Source organism: Acinetobacter sp. USHLN143 (assembly GCF_037145695.1).
GTDB lineage: Bacteria > Pseudomonadota > Gammaproteobacteria > Pseudomonadales > Moraxellaceae > Acinetobacter > Acinetobacter fasciculus.
This window is the reverse complement of sequence record NZ_JBBCWZ010000001.1, coordinates 99,555-121,365: the sequence shown is the minus strand read 5'-3', so window position 1 is coordinate 121,365 and position 21,811 is coordinate 99,555. Positions and strand designations below refer to the sequence as shown.

General features: G+C 44.6%; 25 protein-coding genes. 23 read left to right on the top strand and 2 right to left on the bottom strand.

Going from position 1 to position 21,811, the window contains the following annotated elements; all coding sequences use genetic code 11:
• Nucleotides 1-7: 7 nt before the first annotated feature.
• Nucleotides 8-1,315 carry a peptidylprolyl isomerase gene (locus WFH18_RS00575; protein ID WP_005103486.1) on the bottom strand — a complete coding sequence of 436 codons (1,308 nt, stop codon included), beginning with the start codon at nt 1,313-1,315 and terminating at the stop codon, nt 8-10.
• Nucleotides 1,315-3,768: an LPS-assembly protein LptD gene (locus WFH18_RS00570; protein ID WP_004278895.1), complete on the bottom strand. Its 2,454-nt coding sequence runs from the start codon at nt 3,766-3,768 to the stop codon at nt 1,315-1,317. Before WFH18_RS00570 ends, WFH18_RS00575 begins: the two co-directional genes overlap by 1 nt.
• 121 nt (nt 3,769-3,889) lie before the next feature.
• Here WFH18_RS00570 and WFH18_RS00565 point away from each other — a divergent pair, with 121 nt between their 5' ends.
• The 23 genes from WFH18_RS00565 to WFH18_RS00455 all read left to right on the top strand — a co-directional run bounded on the left by WFH18_RS00565 (nt 3,890) and on the right by WFH18_RS00455 (nt 21,803).
• Nucleotides 3,890-4,903 (top strand): aminoglycoside phosphotransferase family protein, encoded by a 1,014-nt coding sequence (locus tag WFH18_RS00565; RefSeq protein WP_005103483.1) that lies wholly within the window; start codon nt 3,890-3,892, stop codon nt 4,901-4,903.
• Nucleotides 4,904-5,593, top strand: a complete 690-nt coding sequence (gene murU, locus WFH18_RS00560; RefSeq protein WP_004278892.1) for an N-acetylmuramate alpha-1-phosphate uridylyltransferase MurU — start codon at nt 4,904-4,906, stop codon at nt 5,591-5,593.
• 85 nt (nt 5,594-5,678) lie between these two features.
• Entirely contained in the window at nt 5,679-6,311 is a 633-nt protein-coding gene (rsmG, locus tag WFH18_RS00555; RefSeq protein WP_004278890.1) for a 16S rRNA (guanine(527)-N(7))-methyltransferase RsmG, read from the top strand.
• A 25-nt stretch (nt 6,312-6,336) separates the two neighbouring features.
• Complete coding sequence (locus tag WFH18_RS00550) at nt 6,337-7,119, top strand: ParA family protein (RefSeq protein WP_004278889.1); 783 nt, start codon at nt 6,337-6,339, stop codon at nt 7,117-7,119.
• Nucleotides 7,116-8,003 carry a ParB/RepB/Spo0J family partition protein gene (locus WFH18_RS00545; protein ID WP_004278887.1) on the top strand — a complete coding sequence of 296 codons (888 nt, stop codon included), beginning with the start codon at nt 7,116-7,118 and terminating at the stop codon, nt 8,001-8,003. The genes WFH18_RS00550 and WFH18_RS00545 overlap by 4 nt, the downstream gene beginning before the upstream one ends.
• A 33-nt stretch (nt 8,004-8,036) precedes the next feature.
• Nucleotides 8,037-8,675 carry a MotA/TolQ/ExbB proton channel family protein gene (locus WFH18_RS00540; protein WP_004278886.1) on the top strand — a complete coding sequence of 213 codons (639 nt, stop codon included), beginning with the start codon at nt 8,037-8,039 and terminating at the stop codon, nt 8,673-8,675.
• 10 nt (nt 8,676-8,685) lie between these two features.
• Nucleotides 8,686-9,108: an ExbD/TolR family protein gene (locus tag WFH18_RS00535; protein WP_004278885.1), complete on the top strand. Its 423-nt coding sequence runs from the start codon at nt 8,686-8,688 to the stop codon at nt 9,106-9,108.
• On the top strand, nt 9,108-10,835 hold the full coding sequence (gene msbA / locus WFH18_RS00530; RefSeq protein WP_164542822.1) for a lipid A export permease/ATP-binding protein MsbA: 1,728 nt from the start codon (nt 9,108-9,110) through the stop codon (nt 10,833-10,835). The genes WFH18_RS00535 and msbA overlap by 1 nt, the downstream gene beginning before the upstream one ends.
• 3 nt (nt 10,836-10,838) lie before the next feature.
• Complete coding sequence (lpxK, locus tag WFH18_RS00525) at nt 10,839-11,843, top strand: tetraacyldisaccharide 4'-kinase (RefSeq protein WP_005103480.1); 1,005 nt, start codon at nt 10,839-10,841, stop codon at nt 11,841-11,843.
• A gap of 12 nt (nt 11,844-11,855) precedes the next feature.
• Nucleotides 11,856-12,617, top strand: a complete 762-nt coding sequence (kdsB, locus tag WFH18_RS00520; protein ID WP_004278879.1) for a 3-deoxy-manno-octulosonate cytidylyltransferase — start codon at nt 11,856-11,858, stop codon at nt 12,615-12,617.
• A gap of 14 nt (nt 12,618-12,631) precedes the next feature.
• Nucleotides 12,632-13,612: a DNA polymerase III subunit delta' C-terminal domain-containing protein gene (locus WFH18_RS00515; RefSeq protein WP_004731481.1), complete on the top strand. Its 981-nt coding sequence runs from the start codon at nt 12,632-12,634 to the stop codon at nt 13,610-13,612.
• A gap of 15 nt (nt 13,613-13,627) precedes the next feature.
• On the top strand, nt 13,628-13,969 hold the full coding sequence (locus WFH18_RS00510; protein WP_004278877.1) for a PilZ domain-containing protein: 342 nt from the start codon (nt 13,628-13,630) through the stop codon (nt 13,967-13,969).
• Between the two features lie 27 nt (nt 13,970-13,996).
• On the top strand, nt 13,997-14,770 hold the full coding sequence (locus WFH18_RS00505) for a TatD family hydrolase (RefSeq protein ID WP_004278875.1): 774 nt from the start codon (nt 13,997-13,999) through the stop codon (nt 14,768-14,770).
• 41 nt (nt 14,771-14,811) lie between these two features.
• The gene (locus WFH18_RS00500) at nt 14,812-15,426 is read left to right on the top strand and encodes a TetR/AcrR family transcriptional regulator (RefSeq protein ID WP_004278873.1); all 615 of its coding nucleotides are present in this window, start codon (nt 14,812-14,814) and stop codon (nt 15,424-15,426) included.
• Nucleotides 15,427-15,435: 9 nt separating this feature from the next.
• Nucleotides 15,436-15,987, top strand: coding sequence for a type II secretion system protein (locus WFH18_RS00495; RefSeq protein ID WP_004278872.1), 552 nt, complete (start codon nt 15,436-15,438; stop codon nt 15,985-15,987).
• Between the two features lie 133 nt (nt 15,988-16,120).
• Nucleotides 16,121-16,546 carry a type II secretion system minor pseudopilin GspI gene (gene gspI, locus WFH18_RS00490; protein ID WP_392389738.1) on the top strand — a complete coding sequence of 142 codons (426 nt, stop codon included), beginning with the start codon at nt 16,121-16,123 and terminating at the stop codon, nt 16,544-16,546.
• The gene (gspJ, locus tag WFH18_RS00485; RefSeq protein WP_004278869.1) at nt 16,543-17,184 is read left to right on the top strand and encodes a type II secretion system minor pseudopilin GspJ; all 642 of its coding nucleotides are present in this window, start codon (nt 16,543-16,545) and stop codon (nt 17,182-17,184) included. The genes gspI and gspJ overlap by 4 nt, the downstream gene beginning before the upstream one ends.
• Before the next feature lie 6 nt (nt 17,185-17,190).
• Nucleotides 17,191-18,162, top strand: coding sequence for a type II secretion system minor pseudopilin GspK (gspK, locus tag WFH18_RS00480; RefSeq protein ID WP_017397825.1), 972 nt, complete (start codon nt 17,191-17,193; stop codon nt 18,160-18,162).
• A 152-nt stretch (nt 18,163-18,314) separates the two neighbouring features.
• The gene (locus WFH18_RS00475; RefSeq protein WP_004278864.1) at nt 18,315-18,911 is read left to right on the top strand and encodes a 6-pyruvoyl trahydropterin synthase family protein; all 597 of its coding nucleotides are present in this window, start codon (nt 18,315-18,317) and stop codon (nt 18,909-18,911) included.
• A 46-nt stretch (nt 18,912-18,957) separates the two neighbouring features.
• On the top strand, nt 18,958-19,671 hold the full coding sequence (ung, locus tag WFH18_RS00470) for a uracil-DNA glycosylase (protein ID WP_004278863.1): 714 nt from the start codon (nt 18,958-18,960) through the stop codon (nt 19,669-19,671).
• Nucleotides 19,668-20,789 (top strand): enoyl-CoA hydratase/isomerase family protein, encoded by a 1,122-nt coding sequence (locus WFH18_RS00465; RefSeq protein ID WP_004278862.1) that lies wholly within the window; start codon nt 19,668-19,670, stop codon nt 20,787-20,789. Before ung ends, WFH18_RS00465 begins: the two co-directional genes overlap by 4 nt.
• 6 nt (nt 20,790-20,795) lie before the next feature.
• Nucleotides 20,796-21,311, top strand: a complete 516-nt coding sequence (tadA, locus tag WFH18_RS00460) for a tRNA adenosine(34) deaminase TadA (protein WP_004278860.1) — start codon at nt 20,796-20,798, stop codon at nt 21,309-21,311.
• Nucleotides 21,312-21,371: 60 nt separating this feature from the next.
• Nucleotides 21,372-21,803 (top strand): SRPBCC family protein, encoded by a 432-nt coding sequence (locus tag WFH18_RS00455; protein WP_004278856.1) that lies wholly within the window; start codon nt 21,372-21,374, stop codon nt 21,801-21,803.
• Nucleotides 21,804-21,811: the final 8 nt, after the last annotated feature.

The following is a 21,811-nucleotide window of genomic DNA, read 5'->3' as shown; positions in this document are numbered from 1 at the left end:
GTAAGGCTTAACGGTTACGTTTAGGATCCAGTTGAGGATCTTTGATTTCTACATAAGCATTATTGCGCGTTTCACGTAACCAGCTATCTAATTCGGCATCAAATTGACGTTCACCGAGCAATTGGCGAGCCATACGTTCCTGATATTCCTGTGTCATATCTTGTTGGCGTGTTTCACTCACTTGCAGAATATGCCAGCCAAACTGGGATTGAAATGGTTTACTGAACTGACCTACTGGGGTGCTTTTCATCTGCTGTTCAAATTCAGGTACCATTACCCCTGGGCTAACCCAGCCAAGACTTCCACCATCACGAGCCGAGCCAGTATCATTGGAGAACGTTGAAGCTAAAACAGTAAAATCTTCACCTTGTTTGAGGCGGTTATACAGACTATCAATCATTTGTTTGGCATTTTCAGGACTGACCACTTCAGACGGTTGAATCAGAATGTGTCGTGTTAAATATTGCGGAACAAGGGCTTTCTGTTCGCCACCTTTACGTTCCAAGAGCTTCAGAACATGTACACCATCAGCGACAGGAATCAGTTCAGAAGTTTGACCTGGTTGCAGGGTAGTCACGCGTGCAGCCAGTTCTGCTGGAATTTCTGACAGGTTTCTCACACCCATATCAGCAGCTTCGACTTTAACGCCGCCAGTGCTGTACTTTTTGCCGATCGCCTGAATGTCATTGCTGCTATTTAATTCTTGCTTTACCTGTGTTGCAATTTGTTCAGCATTTTCACCGCTTACCCGTAAATGCAGTACATGGACCTGACTGCCAAGCAAAGCTTGACCTTGCGGGGTATTTAGGAAGTTTTTAACATCTTGATCTGTAATTTGAATACGTGAAGTCACGATTTGTTGACGTAAACGATTCAGTGCTAAATCTTCAGCAATACGGTTGCGTAAAGAAGCATAGGTATTCGGCGCCATGGCATCCAGTTTCTGCTGGAATGCTTCCAGACTCGGTGAACCAGAATCACGGGCAACTTTCAGGACGGCTTCATTTAAAGCTTTTTCATCTGGACGAATGTTATAACGTTTAACTTGTTCAAGCTGTGCCTGACGAATAATCAGTTGCTCTAAAGCTTGTTGCTCAAGATATTGTTGTGGTGGAACTGCCTTTTTCTGTTTTTGCAGCTGATGTGAGATTTCGGCTACACCTTGAGCCAGGTCACTACGTAGAATGATACTATTGTCGACTACAGCTACAACTTCATCTTTAGGTTGGGCAACAGCAAAAGTCGTCATCGCTGAAGAAAGGCATAGCGCAAGTGCGGTTGCTTTAAAAATTTGTTTTAACTGTTTTGTCTTCATTAACGTTCTGTCCAAGTTTGATTGATATTGTTAAAACCTAGAATACGATTTTCTAGTAATGAGGTGAGTTTGCTGCTTAACCCACCTAAGCCTTTCAGGCTGACTTCGGCCATAATGGCGCGTTTGGCTTTGACGCTTGAATCATTAACGTCGTCTAAGTCATTGTAATATGAGCGACCGTAAACAGAAACTCCCCAACAGCATGACTCATAGTTCACGCCAAGTAAATATTCCCGTGCGACACTATTGTCGAGGTCAAACTGGGCATGTCCAACCAGACGCCAGTTGTTGGCAATCGGCTGGATAAATGAACCCACCACATGATCATAGCTCTTTTGACGGTTCGGAATATCTTTGCGATAGAAATAGCCTAGGTTATAAAGATTGCCTTGCTCACCGGTATAATAAACCTGCAAATCTCGTTGGGCATTCGATCCATTCGACATCCAGCTTGAGTTCAGATTAACGTGAACATTATTTGACAGCTGGCTGGTCAGTTGAATTACAGGGCCAGTATGACTTTCACGGTCGAATTCATCTGCATCATTTTCCAACGTTACACGGCGATCTTCAAAGAAAAAGCTCTGTCCAACGCTGGCACGCAGGCGCTCCAGACCTTCTTCATTAAATAGGCTATAGCTCAGACCTAAGGAGGCAAAGTTATTGTCTTCCAGGCGGTCATTACCATAAAAGCGACGCGCACTGAAAAGTTGATCATAATTAATCGAAGCGACGACTGAATCAAAGTTTGGCTGATTCTGCTGGTTCTCATAAGGTGAATACGCATAGAACAGACGAGGCGTTAAGGTCTGTAGATACGTACCTTCTTTTTCAAAAATTAAGCCGGTGTCCAGCGTGAATTGTGGCACCACAATTGAATTATTTTCACTAGACGCGCTACGGCTTTGGGTTTTTTCATCATAGAAAGTATTGATGTTGCGTACAGTCGCCTGAGGAATGAAGAATGACCACGGGGTAAAATGATTATAACGCACGGAAAAGTCATTATAGATCCGTGTACCACTTGGCTGATATACCTTCTCACCCGTTGGATCAGTATCGGCGAAATTTCTCAGGTCTTTCTGGAAATAAGCCGTATCGTTATTAAATTCAAGCTGTAATCCCAATGGATTGCCAGTTTTGTAATTGACTAAAAGCTGCGGCAGACGTGCATAAGGACGGTCTTCATCCAGTACAGTTGGATCTAGGGTCTGGAAATCTTCAACTTTGAATTGTGCCTTTAAGCCAGGAATACCATTTTTGTAATTGACTTCCCAGGCACGGCGTAAGTTCAGGTCAGTTTTAGAGTTCGGGTTGTTATCCAGATCGGCAAAGTAATCTTTGTCTGAAGCGTAGTTATATTCAAGGTTGGTGGAAAGCTGATTATTGATCTGCCAATTATGTAAAAAATGCAGGCTTTTACGATCTTCATCGCTATAGCTTTCATCGGAAGGCAGATAACCTCCCCAAATACGGCCTTCACCATAATTTTCAGTCAGATAGCGAAACTCACCGTCTAACATCACACCACGATCGCCAATATAACGCGGCGTAATTGTCGCATCATATTGCGGTGCCAAATTCAGGTAAACCGGAACACCCAGTTCCAGACCACCATCATTGGTAAAGCCAAATGTCGGCGTCAGAATACCGGTAGTGCGGCGGTCATCAATCGGGAAGTTGAAATAGGGAACTGCCAAGACCGGAACATCTTTAACATACAACTTGGTATTGCGGGTTTCACCACGTCCGGTTTCCTGGTTCAGCTTGATCTTTTCTGCTTGGATTTTCCAGGTTGGTTTTTGCTCAGGTGGACAGGTGGTATAGGTCGCATTTTCCAGTTCTACTGTCTCGGTCGAGGTTCTGGCGATCTTTTCTGCCCGACCATGCGCATGTTGCTGCTCGGCAATATAGAAGCTGTTATTTAGGTCGCCTTCTTGGGTCTTTAAATTATAATTAATATCATCACTTTGCGAGAGCAGGCCACCCTGAGCAAGTTGTACACGACCTTCTGCTTTGGCATAGGTTTGGGTTTGATCAATCGTTACGCGTTCAGCACGAATCTGGCGACCTTGCTGGTCAATGATGACATTGCCTTCTAAATAAGAGTCACCTGCTGGATTGTAGTGACCATAATCTGCAGTAATGGTGGATGTAGCCTGATCTGGCGCAACGGTTGCTGCATCTGGAGCAATCGGGGTCACCCAGGTGCCTTCACAATAAGCTGAACTTAAGTATTTTTCCTGCCGCTGCTGTGCCTCAGCTGAGGATTTGTCGACATAGTATTGCGAAAAGAATGCTTCACCTGGATAGGTCTCATTTATGCGCTGTTTGAGTTGTTCTGCATTTACATCGGACGAGACATTTGATGCAGCATAGCCGGAGGCTGAGCTGCCACATAAAAGGGTTAAGATCGCAGTCGCTAGAGGATTTATTTTAAAGTGATGCTTCATTTGTCTCATTAACCAATCATGCTTTTATCGCAATTAATTATTGTCGCATCATAGAGAAAAAGTTGATAAGTAGCTACACTTAGCACTTTAAAAACTCAGCCTGTATTAGAATTAATTGCAAATGAATACACAACGCGAACAATTGATACAATCTTGGATTGCCTCTGTACTCGGTTCAGATCAATTTGAAACTCATTTTTTAGCAGGTGATGCCAGCTTCCGTCGTTATGCACGAATCAAACTGAATAATAAAACATTTATGCTGATGGATGCACCACCAGAAAAAGAAGATTGTGTGCCTTTTGTGACGATAGATGAGTTTTTTGATGCACATGGCGTGCGTGTTCCACATATCGTGGCAAAAGACCTAGAAAATGGCTTTTTACTCCTCGAAGACTTGGGGGATGTGCTGCTGTCGAATCTGCTGAATGATGAGACTGTAGATGCCTATTATGAGCAAAGCTTTAAGCAGCTGATTCAGCTGCAATCGATTGCTGGAGAAGGGCATTTCCCGGCATATTCTTATGAAAAACTGATCTCAGAAATGGAATTGCTGACTGACTGGATGTTGCCAGCGTTAAAGGTTCAACCGACTGAATCAGAAAGCGCCTTGATCAAACGCACTTTTGCGATTCTGGCCAATGCCGCTTTGGCACAGCCACAGGTAATTGTACATCGGGACTTTCATAGCCGTAACCTGATGAAAATCGACAATGAAACCGAACTCGGTGTGATTGATTTTCAGGATGCCGTGATTGGTGCAGATACTTATGACCTGATCTCGATTACCCGTGATGCCTATGTACAGTGGAATGCCGACCGTGTGTATCGCTGGTTCAAAACTTTCTATAATCTGTTGCCAGTTTCTGCCAAAGAAGATCGTGATTTTGAACAGTTCAAGAAAGATGCCGACATGATGGCGATTCAGCGTCATATCAAGATCCTCGGTATTTTTGTGCGCTTATTTGAGCGTGATGGCAAGTCAGGTTATCTCAAGGACTTGCCACGTGTGATGTGGTATCTGCTTGAAGAATCTAAGGCTTATGCAGAACTAGAGCCATTCATGCAGTTTATGCGTGACAGAGTGATGCCTGCATTTGAAGCTAAATATGGCTCATATGAGGTGGCTGCCTGAATGAAAGCGATGATTTTGGCCGCAGGACTCGGTAATCGTATGCAGCCGCTAACGCTGCATACGCCAAAGCCTTTGCTGGAAGTTGGGGGCAAGCCCTTAATTGTCTGGCATATAGAGAAACTGGCTGCGATCGGTGTTACTGAAATTGTCATCAATACGGCTTGGCTCGGTGAAAAACTCGCAGAAGCTTTGGGCGATGGTTCACGATTTGGCATCAACATCCTTTGGTCACATGAGGGTGAAGGTCTGGAAACCGCTGGAGGAATCATTAATGCCTTGCCGCTACTCGGTGATGAACCTTTTATTCTGTTAAATGGTGATGTCTGGACCACGATGGATTTTGCTCCTTTACTGGATATTGATCTAAAGGATAATTTGGCGCATCTCGTACTTGTGCAGAACCCTGAACAACATCCTGAAGGTGATTTTACGCTTGCAGCCGGGAAAGCTTATACCTTTGATCAGCAAGTCGAAGGTGAAAACCTGACTTTTAGTGGTGTATCCGTGCTTGATCCAAAGATGTTCCAAGGCTTAGAGACTGGCAAGCGTCCTTTAGCGCCATTGCTAAAAGCGGCAATGCAGAATCAGCAGGTTGCCGCTTCTAAATTGGTAGGCATTTGGGTTGATGTGGGAACCCCGGAGCGTTTAACGGCACTGGATACAGCGATCCATGAAGGGAAGTTTGCTTAAGTGAATATTCGCTAAGCACTGCCTACTGTGCCAATATAGAGAAAACGGTATACTTCCACCTAACTTTTTCGAGCGTAGATTGTTTATGCACATGTTTTTTCAAGAACTAAAGCAGGGTAGCCAGGCTTTGGGTTTAGAGCTATCTGATGAAGCTTTAAATTTATTACTCAAGTATCAGGATGCTTTGGTGTTGTGGAACAAAGCATACAATTTGACTGCAATCCGTGATCCTAAAGAAATGCTGGTCAAGCATCTGCTCGACAGTTTAAGTATTTTAAAGGACTTGCCTGTAGGCAGACTGCTGGATATCGGTACAGGTGGCGGTATGCCGGGCATGATCATTGCTTTATGTCAGCCTGAGCGTGAATGTGTATTACTGGATTCTAACGGTAAAAAAATTCGTTTCCTCAAGCAGTTTATTGCTGACCTGAAACTTAAAAATGTTATTGCCGTGCAAACGCGTGTAGAAAACGAAGACAGCATCAATGAGCTGGGTCAATTTGATGTGATTACCAGTCGTGCCTTTGCATCATTAACAGACTTTGTCGATGCTTCTAAGCCATATATGCACGAACAAACGATTATTGCCTCAATGAAAGGCTTAATTCCTGAAGATGAAGTTGCTACTTTAAAAAATGAATTTAGTTGTGAGATTATTGAACTTAAAGTTCCGCGCTTAGACGAACAGCGTCATTTACTTCTATTAAAACGTATTTAAGATTTTTAAAGGGATTGGGGGCAACATGGCACAAATTATTGCGATTGCAAACCAAAAAGGTGGTGTAGGTAAAACCACAACCGCAGTAAATTTGGCGGCATCTTTAGCTGTGTTAAAAAAACGTGTTTTGCTGGTCGATATGGATTCGCAAGGTAATGCGACCATGGGGTCTGGCATTCAGAAGAATGACCTGCTGTATTCGGTTACCGATGTGTTGCTGGGTGAAGTGCCGATTGAAACGGCGATATCTAAGGCGGAAGTCGGTTACAAGGTACTTGGGGCAAACCGTGATCTGGCTGGGGTTGAGTTGGCGATTGCAGAGCAGGAAGGGCGCGAGTTCATTTTACGGGATGCATTGCAGGAAATTGAATCCTCATTTGATTATATTATTGTTGATTGTGCACCGAGTCTTAGCCTGATTACTGTCAATGCTTTGGCAGCCGTGGATGGTGTGCTGATTCCAATGCAGTGTGAATATTATGCACTGGAAGGTCTGGCGGATTTAACCCAAACCATCGATCGGATTCAGCAAGCATTGAATCCGGACCTGCAAATTGTCGGTGTATTACGCACCATGTACGATGCACGTAATGCCTTGACTCGTGATGTCTCTGAAGAATTAGAACAATATTTCGGTAAAAAACTGTATGAAACCGTAATTCCACGAAATATTCGTCTGGCTGAAGCGCCAGCACACGGTTTGCCGGTGATTTATTTTGAAAAAAGCTCAAAGGGTGCAGTTGCTTACTTAAATCTGGCAGCTGAAGTATTAAAGAAAAGCAAAGTGAAAAAAGGAAGTAAAGCATGACCGTCAAGAAACGTGGACTCGCCAAAGGTCGTGGCTTGGATGCCTTGCTGGGATCAATTCAAAAAGAAAAATTACAACTCGAAGCCCAAGGCATTGATCATGGTCAGCTAAAACAGATCGATGTAAACTTGCTCAAGCGCGGTGAATACCAGCCACGCCGTTATATTAACGAGCAGGATTTGCAAGAACTGGCGGCATCGATTGAAAAGCATGGCATCATGCAGCCCATCGTGATCCGTCCGGTTGATGATGAACGCTATCCGTATGAAATTATTGCGGGTGAGCGTCGCTGGCGTGCGGCACAGTTAGCGGGTTTGACCGAGGTTCCTGCGATTGTACGTGATCTGAATGATCAGGTTGCGATTGCACTGGCCTTGATTGAAAACATCCAGCGTCAGGATCTGAATCCGATTGATCAGGCGATGGCCTTGCAGCGTTTTCATGAAGAATTTGGCCTAAGCCATCAGGAAATTGCCGATACCGTGGGTAAAGCGCGTACGACAGTGAGTAACCTACTTCGCCTGCTTAGCCTGGCAGAAGAAGTGAAAGACTTTATGCAGCAAGGTTTGCTGGATATGGGGCATGCACGTGCGATCTTAACCTTAAAAGCTAAAGATCAGCTCAAAGTTGCAGATATCGTAATTGAAAAAAGTCTGTCTGTTCGTCAAACCGAGCAGTTAGTCCGTGATTTCAATACACCTAAACAAGAAAAAGTAAAAGAAGCTGTAGCACCGGATATTCAGCAATTGACTCAGCGCCTTTCAGAGCGTTTCAGTGCAGATGTTAAAATTGACTATAACAAGCAAGGTAAAGGGAAACTGGTTATTAGCTATCACTCTTTAGAAGAGCTGGATGGCATTCTTTCTATTTTAGAAGATGAATAATTTATATATTTTTTTTATTGGGGAATAAATTAGATGTGGGAATTGGTTAAAGCAGGTGGTTGGCTCATGCTGCCCCTGGTCTTGTGTTCTATCTTCATGCTGGCGATTTCGATCGAGCGCCTGATCCGCCTGAAAAAGAACGTAGTACTTCCGTCGATCCTGTTGATGGGGCCTTCGCAAAATACAGCACAAGTCATGCAAAAAATGAATCAAAGTGCGGCCTTAAAGCAAAGCACTTTGGGCCGGGTATTGGCTGCGGGCTATACTAGTAAGCCGCAGGGTGAGCAGTATGCTCGCGCGCAGATGGAAGTGGTGGCGTCACAGGAAATCGGTTATCTGGAAAAAAATATTAATTTTCTGGGCACGTTGAGTGCAGTTGCGCCTTTACTCGGTTTGTTGGGGACCGTACTTGGGATTATTGAGTCTTTCCTGATGATCGATGTGGGAACTGGAAGTGATCCGGTCTTGATGATGCCCGGTATTTCTAAGGCTTTAATTACCACGGCAGCCGGTATGCTGATTGCAATTCCTGCACTGTTTGCGCACCGTTATTTTCAGCGTCTTGTTCAGGAATATGTGGCTGAACTTGAGCAGCAAGCGACTTTGTTTCATGCGGATCTTTTTTATCGCAATCATGCAGACATAGACCAAGACATGCAAAAAGCCAGCTAGGAGGCGGATGATGAAATTCAAACGCAACCAGGTGGAAGATGTGCATATTAATCTGACACCAATGATTGACTGTCTGCTGTTTATTCTGGTCTTTTTGCTTTTGTCGACGACTTTTAGTCAAATGAGCCGAATGAATCTAACCTTGCCTGACGCGCAAGGGGTACCGCCTAAAAGCTATGATCAGAAAGTTGAAGTGATTGTGGATGCTAATGGTCATTATGCAGTCAATGGTCAATCCTTGGCCAGCAAGGAAGTTGCGGATTTAAATACTGCAATTAAACAGATTTCAAATGAACGCCGTGATTTAATGTTTGTCATCGCAGCTGACGCAAAAGCCAGTCATCAGGACGTGATTCGTGTCATGGATGTGGCCGGGCAGCTCGGCTTTGTGAATATCAATATCAGTACCAAAGTACCTACCCGAGGTTATTAGTGAAGCACGATTTTAAGGTCTATCTTCGCCTTTTAAGTTATTTAAAACCATTTTGGGGCATCGCATTACTTGTCCTGGTAGGTTTTTCTATTAATGCGGCCACAGAAGTTTCTGTCGCCAAATTGCTGGAATATATTATTGAGGCGATTCAAAATAAAGACCAGAGTTTCACTTCACTTTTCCCGTTTTTAGTGGTCATACTCATGTTCTTCCGGGGCCTGGGTTTATTCATGGGTGGATATTTTACTGCGGTAATTTCCCGGAATCTGGTATTTAATATCCGTCAGGAAGTTTTTGCAAAATTGCTGCGTTTACCGTCCCAGTATTATCTGGACAATACCAGCGGGCATATTACTGCCAAAATTATGTATAACGTTGAACAGTTGACGGCTGCTTCAACTGAAGCTTTAAGAACCTTGTTGCAACAAGGTTTGATCACTCTGGCATTATTAGGCTACCTGTTGTATACCAACTGGCGTCTGACCATGTGTATCCTGATTTTTGCGCCAGTCATTGGCTTTATTATCAGTAAAGCTGCAAGACGGATGCGTAAATTATCGCAGCAAGTACAAGACACCATGGGTGATGTAAACCATGTGGTGCAGGAAACGGTGAATGCCAACCTGATCGTCAAGGGTTTTGGCGGGCAAAGTTCTGAGCAGGAACGCTTTAAACAGAACTCGCTTGAAAACTTGCGTCGTGGCTTGAAAATGGTCGCTGTGCAACAGTTGAATAGTCCTGTCGTGCAGTTGATCATGTCCATTTCACTGAGTATCGTGATGTTTATTGCCTTGCGCCCACAAATCTTGGGTGACACCTCTGCGGGTGAATTTGTCGCTTATATTACTGCGGCGGGTATGCTGGCAAGACCGATCAAAGCCTTGACGGATATCAATGAAAAAATTCAACGTGGTATGGCTGCGGCTCATTCGGTATTTGAATTGCTGGATATGCCTGAAGAAAAAAATACCGGGACTTTAACGGATAGCCTGAAAGGCGATATCGAGTTTAAAGATGTCAACTTGATTTATGATGATGGTCATCATGCCATTCATGATTTTAATTTAAAGGTGAAGGCCGGTGAAACAGTGGCGCTGGTCGGTCGTTCTGGGGCCGGTAAAAGCTCGCTGATGAATCTACTGGTGCGTTATCAGGATGCGACTTCTGGGCAGATCCTGCTGGATCAGAAACCGATTGAAGATTTTGAAATTACCGCATTACGAACCCAGATTGCCATGGTGAACCAACAAGTAGTACTGTTTAACCGAACCGTGCGGGAAAATATTGCTTATGGTCAGCTCGAAGGTGCTTCCGATGAAGATATTATCGCGGCAGCAAAGGCAGCCTATGCGCATGATTTTATTATGGCACTACCGCAAGGTTATAATACTCAGCTGGGTGCTCAGGGTTTAAACCTGTCTGGTGGCCAGCGTCAGCGCATCGCGATCGCACGCGCAATTTTGAAAAATGCCTCTATCCTGATTCTGGATGAAGCGACCAGTGCGCTGGATAACGAGTCGGAATACTTTATTCAGCGTGCCTTTGATAAAGCCATGCAGGACCGTACGACCATCGTAATTGCACATCGTCTATCGACGATTGAAAACGCGGATCGTATTGTGGTTATGGATCAGGGCCGTATTGTTGAGCAGGGCAGTCATGCCGAACTGATTGCGCTACATGGTGCTTATTATCAGTTGCATCAGCGTAACTTTGAGGAACAGTAACTCATGGCATTAGCACAAATCATTCAGGATGCTTGGAATGCACAGGCAAAGTGGCTGGTGGTGCTGCGTCCTTTGTCATGGTTGTATCGCCTGGGTTTTGTCAGCAATCACTGGCTTTATCAAAAAGGCATTAAAAAAAGTTATAGTGCACCAATTCCCGTTATGGTAATTGGTAACATCACAGTCGGTGGTAGCGGTAAAACACCTTTGTTGATTCATCTGGTGGATTATTTAACCGAGAAAAATGTTCGGGTAGGCGTGATCAGTCGAGGCTATGGCGGCCAAGGTCCATTTCCTGCCTATGTCGACTTTAATACCTTGCCGGAGATTGTCGGAGATGAGCCTGCCTTGATTGTGCAGGCAACAGGTGTGCCGATGGCAGTTGGTCCCAACCGGCAGAAAAGTATTGAACTCTTATTGCAGAAACATGAGCTGGATATGATTATCTGTGATGATGGCCTGCAGCATTGGGCCTTGAATCGCCAGATTGAGTGGATTGTGCTGGATAATAATCGCGGTCTGGGTAATCAGAAACTGCTTCCAGAAGGTTATCTACGTGAACCAGTGACCCGTTTGAAAACGGGAACCGTAATTGAGCATTCGGCTAACCCAAGCTCTGAACTGCATATGCATCTGGCTGCATCACAGCCTTATTTGCTTAATCAGGACAACAATAAAATCTTTGATCCTCAAGCGGCTTTTTATGCGGTAGTCGGCATTGGCTTTCCACAGCGGTTTTATCAGACCTTGCAAAATTTAGGCATAGAACAATTTCAGTGTCATGAGTTTCCAGACCATCATGACTATGACATTGAAGATTTACAGTTCGATGATAACAATCCGATTATTACCACTGAAAAAGACGCAGTAAAAATTATGGCGCTACTTAAACAATATCCAGATTTTAAACAGGATCTCTGGGTGGTGCCAGTCGATGCAGTCCTATCGCCAGCCTGCTATACAGTCTTGCAGCAACAGTTACAACAATACGGTATTCAAATTTCTTAAGGCTCATTCATTATGAAACACATTGTTATTCCTGCACGTTTCGCCAGTTCACGTCTGCCGGGTAAACCGTTGCTGGACATTCATGGTCGTCCCATGATTCTGCGGGTAGTGGATCAAGCCAAGAAAGTGCAAGGTTTTGATGATCTGTGTGTGGCAACTGATGATGAGCGTATTGCTGCCGTTTGCCGTGCTGAAGGCATTGATGTTGTCATTACCTCGGCGGATCACCCTTCAGGCACAGACCGCTTGAGTGAAGTGGCTCGAATCAAAGGCTGGGCCAGTGAGGACATTATTGTCAATGTACAGGGGGATGAACCCTTACTGCCGGCGCAACTGGTAAAACAGGTTGCTCAACTCTTGGAAGATCAGCCTGAATCTTCCATGTCGACGCTATGTGAGCCGATCCATCAACTGGATGAATTCAAACGTGACAGCATTGTAAAAGTTGTCATGTCAAAACACCAGCAAGCACTGTATTTTAGCCGTGCTACCATTCCTTATGACCGTGATGGTGCGAAACTGACTGAACCAAAACTGCATGATCAGGCCTATCGTCATTTAGGCCTATATGCCTATCGGGTAAAACTGTTGCAAGAATATGTGACCTGGGAAATGGGTGTGCTGGAGAAACTGGAATCTCTAGAGCAGTTACGGGTACTGGAAAATGGACACCGTATTGCCATTGCGGTGGCTGAAGCCAATTTGCCGCCAGGGGTAGATACTCAGGAAGATCTGGATCGCCTGAATCAGATGGATCTTTCCCATTTTGCCTAAGAAGAGTCAAATACATGCCTTTTGATGTCAATGCACATATCTATCCATGGCAGCAACAGGTTTGGGAAACCCTGACCGGACGCTTTCCCAAGCTTGGGCATGGTTTATTGTTTTATGGAAAAAAAGGCTGTGGCAAAGAAGCGTTTACCCAACAGTTTCTGGCTTGGGTGTTATGCCTGAATCGTCAGCCTGCCGGGCCATGTGGTGAATGCAGTAGCTGCCAATGGTTAAAGGCAGATACCCATCCCAACTATGTGCATATCAGTACCGATGAAGACAATAAAAAACAGAATGCTAAAATCAAGATCGAGAAGATTCGTGATCTTCTGCCTTTTGTGCAACAGACTGTAGATGGCTGGCGTGTAATTGTGATTGAGCCGGCAGAAGCCTTAAATATTGCCTCTGCTAACGCCTTGCTTAAAACACTGGAAGAACCCGGTGATAATACGGTGATTATTTTACTGGCGAATCATTATTTAAAATTGCCCGCGACCATCCGCAGTCGTTTGCAGCATTTTGCTTTGGATCGAATTTCCGCAGAACAATTTAGCGATTATGTCCAGAATCAGCTCCCGGATGCAGGTTCTAGCCAGCAACAATTATTGATGAACCTGTCTAATCAGATGCCGTTACAGGCATTAGAGGTTGCACAAAGTGCCTGGCTGCCACTGCGTCAGGAATTCCTGCAAGACTGGCAAAAACTGGTCATTCAAAAAAATATGCCACTGGCAATTGCGACCAAATGGAATAAAAGCCTGAGTTTTGGTGAATTTGCTCAAATGTTTGAATACTTGTTGTCCGATTTAATTTGTGTCAAGCTAAATCAGACGGTGAAAAACATTGACCTTGAATTCAATGTGCTTGCCGAACAATATTCATTAGAAGCACTTTTTAAAATTTATGAGGATTTTCAGCAAGCCAAGCAATACCTCGAGCAGAATGTCCAAAGCAATCTGGTTATTGATGAATTGTTTATCAAGCTGATGAATCTTTAATTAAGGGGAAATCACATGCAACCACGTATGGGCGGTATTATTCAGGCCAATATTCCTGACATCGAAACACTGTTTGCCAGCTATATGCCTTATGTTGTGGGTGGTGGGCTTTTTATTCCTTCCAAGCAGCCGGTCAAACTGGGCGAAGAAGTTTTTGTATTGACAACTTTGCCTGACCAGACCCAGAAAATTCCTTTAACTGGTAAAGTCATCTGGGTCTCGCAAAAGCAGAATGGCATCAAGCCCCAAGGCTTTGGCATCCAGTTAAGCGGTGAAAAAGGCGTTTATTTCAAAAATGAAGCAGATCGTCTGGTTGCGGGTCTTAAATCTGAAGGACGTAAAAGTTACACTATGTAGTTAATTTACCCTTGGTAGGAACGCATCGTGTTTGTAGATACTCATTGTCATTTAACCCTGCTTGATTTGACACCATATCATGGTGATCTGGACCAAGCATTGGCTCAGGCTCGTGAAGCCGGTGTTTCCAAATTCATGAGTATCTCGGTCGATCTGGATGATCATATCGAGCTGGCCAAAATTGCCGCGCGTCATGCAGATGTCGGCTATACCGTTGGCGTACATCCTTGCGAAGATGCTGCAACCATGGCGCGTGCCACGACTGAATATCTGGTCGAGCTGGCACAACCGGAGAAAGTCTGGGCGCTCGGTGAAACAGGTCTTGATTATTATCACAGTACCGATTTTATTGCAGAGCAAAAGGCCTGTTTCGCCCGGCATATTCATGCGTCACAAATCACCAAAAAACCTGTAGTTGTTCATACCCGTTCCGCCAAGCATGATACCGTCGATATTATTCGCGCGGAAAAATCTACGCATGGCATTCTGCACTGTTTTACCGAGGACTGGGAAACCGCTAAAGCGGTACTGGATTGCGGCTATTATGTGTCATTTTCCGGAATTGTTTCATTTAAAAATGCGCAGGATCTGCGTGATGTCGCCAAACAGGTTCCGCTGGATCGTGTGCTGATTGAAACCGATAGTCCTTATCTTGCGCCAATGCCGTATCGTGGCAAATCTAATGAGCCTAAATACGTTCCTTATGTAGCCAAAGCGCTTTGCGATGTATATGATAAGTCACTGGAAGAAATGGCTTATATCACAAAGCAGAACTTTGAAAATCTTCTGAATTTAAAGTAAATAAAGTTATATAAAGTACAAAGAGAGTTTATAGGGTGAAGATGGATCGTCAAGCTCAGTTTCGAGCAAGAGAAACCTTGATTTTTCAAGTAGCAGAGCAACTCCTGTTAGAAAATGGTGAAGCAGGAATGACGCTTGATGCGCTTGCCGCCGAGCTTGATCTGGCCAAAGGGACACTTTATAAACATTTCCAGAGTAAAGATGAACTATACATGCTGCTGATTATCCGAAATGAGCGCATGTTGCTGGAAATGATTCAGGATAGCGATAAAGCCTTTCCTGAACATCTGGCCTTCTTTATGCTGCATCATTTGCATCATCCTGAACGTACTGTGCTGTTTCATCAAATTGAAGAACGCCTGTCGACGACTGGGGTTGGAATCCAGCACCTGTTTAGCGAACTTTATCAGGTGCGCAAACAGCGCTTACGCCTGATTATCCGTATGACAGAAACTTATCTGGCATCGATCAACAGCCGCATGTCGGTACGCGATTATCTAGCGTCGATCTGGTCGCTGACCCATGGTGCAGCCGCAATTCTCAATTCCAGTTTCTATCAGCGTTACTTGGGTTCACGCGATACCTTGCGTGTGGCCTATATCGATCAGGCGCTGGCTTTGCCCAAGCAGGTGCATTCTGCCGACCAGTTTGTCTAAGGTTGTCCTATGATCAGATCACCTCACAGTGCAGTTCGTGGCTTTACCTTAATCGAATTGATGGTGGTGATTGTGATTATGGGGATTATGGCTTCACTAGTGCTGCTCAATACCAGTGGTGTCGATCAGCGCAAAGCAATGCAGGCACGGGAAATTTTATTAGTAGACTTGCAACGGGTGCTACGCGAGGCCAATGACCAGTCTAGAATACTCGCGCTTGACGTTCGGCCAGCAACAGATGTCACGCCATTTCGTTATGGAATTATAGAATATCGTTCAGCAGCGCAGACTGAACAGAACCTGCAAAATGAGAAATGGCAGAGTTATGCAGATTTCAAATTGCGTAATTTACCTGATCATGTGTCCTTTCAGATGCAGGCGCTGGAACAGCAGCGTTATACCAATGCACAAAATCGTGATCTGACTCAGGCTAATGCACCTAAACTGATCTGGCTCGGCAATGGTGAAGTCAAACCGGTGCGGATTCAATTCTTTTTGGAAGACCGTGAAGTGGGTGCTGCGATTGAGATTGATCATCTGGGTAAAATCAATGAAATCTAGATATTTCAAGCAGAATACTGGATTTGGTGCTATCAGGCCGAGTATTACTCGGCTTAATCGTGTGCACTCTGAACAGAGTTCTTCATCTTGCGCTCGGACGAAACGTTGTTTCGTTTATCGCTGCTCCTCAAGCATAGCTTTCGGACTTGCGGCACGGTCGAGTGTTACTCGACTTAATCGTGCCTCAGGTTTTACCTTATTGGAAGTCATGGTGGCCTTGGCAATTTTTGCGACCGCAGCCATGACCCTGACCAAAGTCGCGATTCAATATACCCAGTCGACCTCGAATGCCATTCTACGTACCAAAGCACAGTTTGTTGCCTTAAATGAAGTGGCACAAATGGAAATTAATCAGGAATGGATGGAAGGGACGGCTTCCAAACAGCTGACCCAGCAAGGTGAAACCTGGCAGATTGACAAGCGCAGCGAACCGACGGTCAGTCCGAATGTACAACGGATCGAGCTGCAGGTGAGTCTGGTTAATCAGGACAGTGGTCAGGTGGAATCTGGTATCACCAGCCTGATGTTCTTTAATCATCGTATGAACAATACTCCATGAAGCCTAAAGGATTTACCCTGGTTGAATTAATGGTCGCAATTGCGATCTTTGCGGTGCTGTCTGCTTTGGGCTGGAAAGTTTTTGATTATATTGTCAAAACCAAAGATCAGAATGTGATTCATGAACAGCGTTTAGGTCAGTTACAGCAAACCTATCAGCAGATTCTGCGAGATACCGTACAGGCAGTACCCTTAACGGCCAATATCAATGGCGATATTCAGCCGGCTCTAGTGCTACAGAACGGACGCTTTAATTTCAGTAAAACTGGAGTGACTGACCCTTTGGAAGAGGGGATTTCCCCAGATGAGCGCATTGAATATCAGTATCGAGCTGATGAGCAGAAACTTTATCGCTTGAAATACCGGAACCTGAATCAGACAGGTCAAGATCAGCCCGAATCCAGTGTTTTATTGTCGGAAGTGGAACAATTCCAGATCGTCGTACTCAATCCGAATGAGCTCACGCAATGGCCAGATGCTTCTACTGATCTGAATCAGTTAGAGCAGAAGCAAAGGTTGCCTAAAGGGGTTAAAATCAATTTAACCGTGAATGGCGTCAGTTATGAATGGATGTTTAGTTTATTAAATACGGACTTTTTGCTTGATACTCAGAACACCGGTCAACCCAGCTCAGAATAATAAGAAATGAAAATGAATAAAACGATCATGATCAAGCAGCAGCAGGGCATTGCACTGATTACCATTCTGGTGATGGTAGCGCTAGCGACTATTTTGGCTGCCACGATTGCCCAGCGTCAGGCTGCAACTGCTGAAAGCACTGCCTATTTGATGCGACAAAACCAGTCCTTAATGTATGCCAAAAGTGCTGAGGCCTTTTTTTCTGAATTGCTGGTCGATGATGCTGAAAATGCCGCAGAGGTCGACCATCTGCAGGAAACCTGGGCGCAGCCCATGCCAGCTTTTCCGGTAGATGACGGTTATGTCTCCGGAATAATACAGGATGAATCAGGCAAGTTTAATTTAAATAGCCTGATTACTGCCGAAGGCGCAGTCAATGAAAATGCCAAAGCATGGTTCGAGCTGATTCTAAAACGTGCCAGTTTGCCGGAACAGCTCAGTGAAGCAGTCATTGACTGGCAGGATGCAGACGAGCTGGTCAGTGGGGGCATGGGCGCCGAATCTAACTATTATCAGAGCTTGCCCAATGCTGCTTTGCCACCGAATGCAAAATTTCACAGCGTAGAAGAATTAAAGCTAGTACGCGGTTTTGAAGAGAATAAATATAAGCTGATAGCACCTTATCTGAGTACTGCACCGGTGCAGGAGAGCCTGGTCAATATTAATACCGCTTCAGCTTTTCTTTTGGCTAGTATGGATGAAAAGCTGGATGTGAATGCAGTGCAGCAATTGCTGGATCAGCGTCAGGCCAATTTGGAGCACTTTTCCAATGTGACTGATCTGTGGTCACTGGAGCCTTTCGCTCAGGTCGATGCGGACAGGCGTAATTTGTTTAACAGTCTGCTTGGGGTGCAATCCAATTATTTTAAAGCCCGAATCGAAGTGGTTTTAAGTGAGCGTAAGCGCCAGTTTAGCAGCGATCTGGTTCGTCAGGACAAACAGGTTTATGTCGCTTACCGTAGCATGGCGCCATTTTAATTTTAGCTCATGAATTGTACAGGCTGGATAAGCGCAAATGCCGGGCTGATGCCTTTTCCCTATCATGCTAAACAGCAAAATTAATCCTCAAAGCTTTACTTTTGCTTTATAATCAAAATTAATTCACCTATTTTTTGACGACATTACGGCATATGTTAATTCGTAAGTTATTTAAGTTTGAGAATGCTCATATTGTGCGTAACTGCACGTCAGATCGCTGTAAGCGTTCGATCCATGGCCATAGTTATAAAGTCGAGTTATTGCTAAAAGCCTCGAAGCTAGATCATGGTCAAATGGTCTATGACTTTGGTCTGCTTAAAGGTGTGATTAAGGATTTCTTTGATTCTTTCGATCATGCCATCTGCTTTTGGCAAAATGACGATCCGGAATATATTCAGGCCTGCAAGAATTTCAGTGCGCGCTGGGTGTCTTTGCCGGTATCGCCATCAGCAGAACAGTTTTCACGTATTTTCTTCTTTCTGGCACAGCAGGTGCTGGCATCGACCGTGACTCAAAATGGTGAAGGCGATGTCGAAGTCTATTCTGTGATTGTGCATGAAACCGATACCGGCTATGCACAAAGCTTTTTAGAAGATATTCAAAATGAACAGATGGGAATTTTGAGTCTGGAGCAACTTGAGTTCTCTGAACAGGTGCAAGCTGAATGGACAGATCCGGACATGTTTGCCAAGCTCAAACAGGGCACACCATTTCATAACCCTACAGTAGATTTACAGGTACAGATTTAAAGTCTGCGTGACTTTAAATCCATTGACATAGATTTAGGATTGAAGAATGTCTTTAAATGAACAGCAACTGGCCAAGCTGAATAAAGTTCAGTTGGATGAAAGCTGGAAATATGGATTGAGTGAGTTTTTGCTCAGTCCGAAAATGGATGAATTAAAAGCATTTCTTGTTGAAGAAAAAAAAGCAGATAAAATCATTTATCCTCCCAATCATCTGATTTTTAATGCTTTGAATACCACACCGCTAGATCGGGTGAAAGTGGTAATTTTAGGGCAAGATCCTTATCATGGCCCAAATCAGGCGCATGGATTAAGCTTTTCCGTGCAAAAGGGGGTTGCATTACCACCATCTTTGCGTAATATTTTTCATGAGTTACATGTTGATCTCGGGGTTGAAAGACCGAAGCATGGTGACTTGACGCATTGGGCAGAGCAGGGTGTGCTTCTGTTAAATGCAGTACTGACCGTCGAAGCAGGTCAGCCGACTTCGCATCAGAAGCGCGGTTGGGAAGAATTTACCGATCACGTCATTGATGTATTAAATGAACAGCGTGAACATATTGTCTTTATTCTTTGGGGCGCATACGCACAGCGTAAAGGACAGCGCATTAATCAAGACAAGCATCTCGTGTTAAAGGCAGCACATCCATCGCCTTTGGCAGCAAACCGTGGTGGTTTTTTTGGTTGTAAAGTATTTTCAAAATCGAATAACTACCTCAAACAACATGGCATTGAGCCTATAGATTGGCAGCTGGACGCATGAAATATTCTCCCCTTACTAAACATTATCATCCGGATTTGATTGTTGAAGAAGCGCACAATGGTTGGCGTATCGTTCGTTTAAATCGCCCGAAATCTTTGCATGCTCTCGATGAATCGATTGCTTCCGCACTTCTGGAAGTATTTCAGGACTTTCATCATGATGATAGCGTCAAAGCCATCTGGCTGGATTCAACCACACCGAAAGCGTTCTGTGCGGGTGGGGATGTGCGTAAGCTGCGTCAGTTAGTGATTAATGATGAAGTCGCGGCTGCCAATAAATTCTTTGAACAAGAATATGCACTCGATCTGTTACTGCATAATTATGCCAAACCCGTTTTAGTCTGGGGTGAAGGTTATGTGATGGGCGGTGGCCTGGGCTTGTTTATGGCAGCACCTTTCCGTTTAGTGACGCCATATTCACGTTTGGCCATGCCTGAAATCAATATCGGTTTGTATCCAGATGTGGGTGCAACCCGCTTTCTGGCGGATCGTGGTGCGATTGGTTTATTCACAGGCTTGACTGGTTCGATCATGACTGCTGCGGGTGCTTATGGGATTGGTTGGGCAACGCATATTTGTGATGCACAGCGTGATTCAGTGTTGGATAAAGTCATTAATATCGACTGGGAGCATTATCCTGCGGGTGACTTCCGTGCCATTGATGACACCCTGAACAGTATGCACCGTCCGGTAGGCCCGGGACCGCTACAAAACTCTCTGGACGTGATTCATAGTGTTTGCCGTGGCATCAACTTTGAGCATGATTATGAGTCGATTATTGGCCTGAGTGACGCACGCAGTGACTGGTTGCGTCAGGCCAGTGAAAACCTGAAAAAAGGTTCGCCAACTACTGCAGCCTTGACCTGGCTATTGTGGCAATGGGGTAAGCAGATACATTCCTGGAATGAAGTTTTCGAACTGGAAGTTCAGATCTCAGACTGGAAAATTCGTCATCATGACTTTGTTGAGGGTGTACGAGCACGTCTGGTCGACAAAGACCTTAGTCCTGAGTGGAAAAAAGGTGCAGATATGAGCTTGAAAGGGATCCTGTCTGGGAATCCTCCAGTTACGACTATTGAAAGCTGGAATGAGCTGCTCAAGCATTATGGTGTGATTTAAGCTTCAATGTCCGAAACACAATTTACAGATGAATACTGGATGCAGCGTGCTTACGAGCAGGCTGCACTTGCTGCTGCACAGGGAGAAATTCCTGTGGGGGCAATTATCGTCAGTCAGAATCAGATCATTGGCCAAGGATTTAATGCGCCCATCTCGTTGAATGATCCGACTGCGCATGCCGAAATTGTTGCACTACGTGATGCCTGTCAAAACATCCAAAATTATCGGTTACCTGATGATGCGGTGCTCTATGTGACTCTTGAGCCGTGCACCATGTGTGTCGGTGCACTGGTGCATTCGCGGGTTTCGCGAGTGGTATTTGGTGCATTTGAAGCGAAAGCGGGTTCATTGGTGAGTGCGCGTCAACTGTTTGAAACCGGTTATTATAATCACGTATTTCCTTTCCAGGCAGGCTGCATGCAGCAGCAATGTTCTGAACAGCTGAGTGCATTTTTTAAGTTGCGCCGCGAGCAGAAACGAGAACTCAAGTTACAAGAAAAGTTATTAAATACGCAGAAATAAATCTGCTTTATCCGCTAAAATTTGCTTACTTTCAAATATCTGCAATCTTCAGGAACAATAATGAACAGCATTCAAGTAAAAAAAGAATTTCCGGCAGCGCTTGATGATGTCTTTGATTTAATGTCTAAGCATGCCACCTATAATATTGCCTTCGCGCCGATGCAGGTTGAGCGGATCAAGGATTCTGCGGATGCTGAATATCCTGATGGACTTGGTTCAGTACGTGCAATGGGTGTGGGTCCAGTGAAGCCGCTGAAAGAACAAATTACCTTGTTCGAGCCAAATAATCGCATCGAATATCAGATTATTAAAAATCCATTGATCAAGCATCATTTAGGCATTATTGAATTTGAAGCACTGGCTGATGACAAAACGTTAGTAACTTATACGATTGAATTGCAGGCACGTGCGCCTTTTGTGAGTAAATTAATCCTTGCACAGTTACAGGCAGCGATTAAACTAGGCCTGACAAAACTCGCAAAATCTGTTTAAACAACAAC